This is a genomic window from Cellulomonas fimi (assembly GCF_028527925.1).
GTDB lineage: Bacteria > Actinomycetota > Actinomycetes > Actinomycetales > Cellulomonadaceae > Cellulomonas > Cellulomonas fimi_C.
Map to the genome: position 1 here is coordinate 1 of NZ_JAPESW010000104.1, position 1,784 is coordinate 1,784.

A 1,784-nucleotide genomic window follows, 5' to 3' on the forward strand; every position below is an offset into this window, starting at 1 on the left:
TGAACGAGGTCGGCGCGCAGCGGATCGTCGTGACCTGCGCGCACTGCTTCAACACGATCAGCCGCGAGTACCCGCAGCTCGGCGGGCGGTTCACGGTCCTGCACCACACCGAGCTGCTCAACACGCTCGTCGCCGAGGGGCGGCTGGTGCCGGTCGAGCCGGGCGCCGACGCGGGTCCCGGGGCCGGTGCGGCCGGCCAGCGGATCACCTACCACGACCCCTGCTACCTGGGCCGACACAACCAGGTCTACACGCCCCCGCGCGAGCTGCTCGCGGCGATCCCCGGCGCCGAGCTCGCCGAGATGCCGCGCAGCCGCGAGACGTCCTTCTGCTGCGGCGCCGGCGGGGCGCGCATGTGGATGGAGGAGTCGATCGGCACCCGGATCAACGCGACGCGCGCGGCCGAGGCCATGAGCACGGGCGCCGACGTCGTCGCGACGGCCTGCCCCTACTGCACGGTCATGCTCTCCGACGGCGTCGCGGCCGTCGCCGCGTCGACCGCGCCGGCCGAGGCCGCCGACGGCGCCGGAGGAACGACCGACGCCGGCTCGGTCCCGGCTCCGGGTGGCGAACCGGTCGGCACGGGCGCTCCCGCAGGTCCGACGTCGCCCGCCGGCCCCGGCCGGGGCCCTGCCGGCGGTGCTCCCGCCCGCGCGTCGGTCGGCGTCCCCGAGGTCGCCGACATCGCCGTCCTCCTCCGCGACTCCCTCCGCGCCCCCACCCCCTGACGCGGCCCGCTCCGGCTGCCACGAGCGAGACCGTGCCGCGCCACCCACCCGCCCGGCCGTCGAGGGCGACACGACGCCCCGGGAGTGCCACATGGATGTCGCAGTCCCGGGGCGTTGTCGCACCTCGTGGCGGGTGCGAGCGCGCGAGCCGGTCGCGGGTCGGCGCGCGGTGCGGCGTCAGTCGTCCTTGGGCTTCGTGTACGCGGCGTGCATCGCGGCCTTCGCCTTGTCGGGCAGGACGGCGGCGGCGGCCGTCTGCATGCGGGCCTTGAGGGAGTGCACCTCGACCTTGTCCTTGCCCTTCATGAGCGCCTCGTAGCCCTGCCGCGCGACGTCGGCCGGGTCGTCCTTGGGGCTGTCGGCGACGACCGTGTCCTCCATGCCCGCCTGCTCGAAGAAGTTCGTGTCGGTCGGCCCGGGGGCCAGCACCGTGATCGTCACGCCGGTGTCCTTGAGCTCGAACCGCAACGCCTCGGCGAACGACGTGAGGAACGACTTCGACGCCGCGTACGTCGCGTAGTACGGCCCTGGCTGGGTCGCGGCGGTCGACGACGTGACCAGAACCTTCCCGACTCCGCGCTCGACCATCGCGGGAAGGAGGGCCTTCGACAGGCGCACGGTCGACTCGACGTTGAGTCTTATGGTCTCGAGCTCGCCGTCGAGCGGCGTCTCGACGAACCGGCCGCCCTGCGCGGTGCCCGCGTTGAGCGCGAGCGCGTCGACGGGCCTGCCGAGCGCGCGCACCTCGGCGAGCAGCGTCTCGACGCCCTCGACGGTCGACAGGTCCGCCTGGACGGCGCGCGTCGCGACCTCGCCGCCGAGCCGGTCCGCCACCAGGGAGACGTCGGCCTCCAGGGCGGTGAGGAGCAGGTCGAACCCGCCGTCGGCGAAGCACTGGGCGAGCTCGAGCCCGATGCCGCTCGACGCGCCGGTGACGACGGCGAGCGGGCGGGGCTGGTCGATCGGTCGGTCGGTCACGGCGGTCTCCTCGCGCATCGCGGGTCCACGCCGGTTCCTCACGCAGACCTTCGACGCTAGGCGCGCCCCGCGCCCCCC

The 1,784-nt window shown here is 74.7% G+C and carries 2 protein-coding genes; one reads left to right on the forward strand and one right to left on the reverse strand.

Annotation, left to right across the window (positions count from 1 at the left end; translation table 11 throughout):
• On the forward strand, positions 1-728 hold a 728-nt coding region (locus OMK64_RS19905; protein ID WP_272730089.1), incomplete at its 5' end, for a (Fe-S)-binding protein.
• A gap of 177 nt (positions 729-905) precedes the next feature.
• Here OMK64_RS19905 and OMK64_RS19910 read toward each other — a convergent pair.
• Positions 906-1,706, reverse strand: coding sequence for an SDR family NAD(P)-dependent oxidoreductase (locus OMK64_RS19910; protein WP_272730090.1), 801 nt, complete (start codon positions 1,704-1,706; stop codon positions 906-908).
• Between the last annotated feature and the right edge of the window lie 78 nt (positions 1,707-1,784).